This is a genomic window from Photobacterium satsumensis (genome assembly GCF_050336935.1).
GTDB classification, from domain to species: domain Bacteria; phylum Pseudomonadota; class Gammaproteobacteria; order Enterobacterales; family Vibrionaceae; genus Photobacterium; species Photobacterium satsumensis.
On record NZ_JAKJSK010000029.1, the window covers coordinates 1 to 2681 of the forward strand.

At 50.2% G+C, this 2681-nt stretch carries 1 protein-coding gene; it reads left to right on the forward strand.

Going from position 1 to position 2681, the window contains the following annotated elements:
• A partial coding sequence (locus L4D79_RS29735; protein ID WP_428657406.1) for a putative Ig domain-containing protein occupies nucleotides 1–2681 on the forward strand: 2681 nt, incomplete at both ends.

Below are 2681 nucleotides of genomic sequence, written 5' to 3' on the forward strand. Positions count from 1 at the left end.
CCGCAACTGGGGTGTTATCAGGCCTGCCGACCAATGGTGATGTCGGTACCAGCTCAAACATTGTCATCAGTGTTTCGGATGGTATTGAGACAGCCAGCTTACCAGCGTTCAATCTGGAAGTGGTGAATGTGAATGATGCGCCGACTATTTCAGGTTCACCAGCCACCTCAGTGAATCAAGATGCAGTGTATAGCTTCAGTCCAAGTTATAGCGATGCYGACAGTGATGACTTGGCCTTTAGCATCGAGAACCAGCCGAGCTGGACGAATTTCAATCCCGCAACTGGGGTGTTATCAGGCCTGCCGACCAATGGTGATGTCGGTACCAGCTCAAACATTGTCATCAGTGTTTCGGATGGTATTGAGACAGCCAGCTTACCAGCGTTCAATCTGGAAGTGGTGAATGTGAATGATGCGCCGACTATTTCAGGTTCACCAGCCACCTCAGTGAATCAAGATGCAGTGTATAGCTTCAGTCCCAGTTATAGCGATGCCGACAGTGATGATTTAGCCTTCAGCATCGAGAACCAGCCGAGCTGGACGAATTTCAATCCTGCGACTGGGGTGCTATCGGGCCTGCCTGACAATGGTGATGTTGGTACCAGCTCAAACATTGTCATCAGCGTCTCGGATGGAATAGAGACAGCCAGCCTTGCGGCATTCAACCTCGAAGTGGTGAATGTGAATGATGCACCGGTGATATCGGGCTCTCCAGCTACCTCAGTGAATCAAGATGCGGTGTATAGCTTCACCCCGATTGCCAGTGATGTCGACAGTGATGATTTGACGTTCAGCATTGAAAACCAGCCGAGCTGGACGAATTTCAATCCAGCGACTGGGGTAATATCGGGCCTGCCAAATAATGGTGATGTTGGTACCAGCGCAAACATTGTCATCAGTGTCTCGGATGGCGTAGAGACCGCCAGTCTTGCTGCCTTCAACCTCGAAGTGGTGAATGTGAATGACGCGCCGGTGATTTCAGGTTCACCAGCCACTTCAGTGAATCAAGATGCAGTGTATAGCTTCAGTCCAAGTTATAGCGATGCCGACAGTGATGATCTGACGTTCAGCATTGAAAACCAGCCAGCGTGGACGAACTTCCACCCCGGGACTGGAGTGTTATCGGGCCTGCCTGACAATAGTGATGTTGGAACCAGTTCGGGTATTGTCATTAGCGTTTCGGATGGTATTGAGACAGCCAGCTTACCAGCGTTCAATCTTGAAGTAGTTAACGTTAATGACGCGCCGTCTATTTCAGGCACACCGGCTACCAGTGTGCAGCAGGATGCCAACTACAGCTTCACGCCGATAGCCAGTGATATCGACAACGATGATCTGACCTTCAGTATCGAAAACCAGCCGTCGTGGGTGAGCTTCAATACGGCCTCGGGTGTATTGAGTGGCACACCGACCAACGACGATGTCGGCACTACCTCGAACATCTCGATTAAGGTGAGTGATGGCACCGAAACTGTGAGCCTTACCGCCTTCAATCTAGAAGTGGTCAACGTTAATGATGCGCCGTCTATTTCAGGTTCACCAGCCACCTCAGTGAATCAAGATGCAGTGTATAGCTTCAGTCCAAGTTATAGCGATGCCGACAGTGATGATCTGACGTTCAGCATTGAAAACCAGCCAGCGTGGACGAACTTCCACCCCGGGACTGGAGTGTTATCAGGCCTGCCGACCAATGGTGATGTCGGTACCAGCTCAAACATTGTCATCAGTGTTTCGGATGGAATAGAGACCGCCAGCCTTGCTGCATTCAACCTTGAAGTGGTGAATGTGAATGATGCGCCGACTATATCRGGYTCWCCAGCCACCTCAGTGAATCAAGATGCAGTGTATAGCTTCAGTCCAAGTTATAGCGACGCTGACAGTGATGATCTGACGTTCAGCATCGAGAACCAGCCGAGCTGGACGAATTTCAACCCTGCGACTGGAGTGTTATCAGGCCTGCCGACCAATGCTGATGTTGGTACCAGCTCAAACATTGTTATTAGCGTCTCGGATGGTATTGAGACTGCCAGTCTTGCTGCATTTAACCTCGAAGTGGTGAATGTGAATGATGCACCGGTGATATCGGGCTCTCCAGCCACCTCAGTGAATCAAGATGCCAGTTACAGCTTCACGCCAGTAGCGAGTGATATCGACAACGATGATCTGACCTTCAGTATCGAAAACCAGCCTTCGTGGACGAATTTCAACCCCGCGACCGGAGTATTATCGGGCCTGCCGACGAATGCTGATGTCGGTACCAGTTCAAACATTGTCATTAGTGTTTCGGATGGTATTGAGACAGCTAGCTTACCAGCGTTCAATTTGGCAGTGGTGAATGTGAATGATGCACCAACTATATCGGGCTCTCCACCTACAACCGTTAACCAAGACGCGGTTTATAGCTTCACCCCGATTGGCAGTGATGCCGACAGTGATGACTTGGCATTTAGCATCGAGAACCAGCCTTCGTGGACGAATTTCAACCCTGCGACTGGAGTGTTATCAGGCCTGCCGACCAATGGTGATGTCGGTACCAGCTCAAACATTGTCATCAGTGTTTCGGATGGTATTGAGACAGCCAGCTTACCAGCGTTCAATCTGGAAGTGGTGAATGTGAATGATGCGCCGACTATTTCAGGTTCACCAGCCACCTCAGTGAATCAAGATGCAGTGTATAGCTTC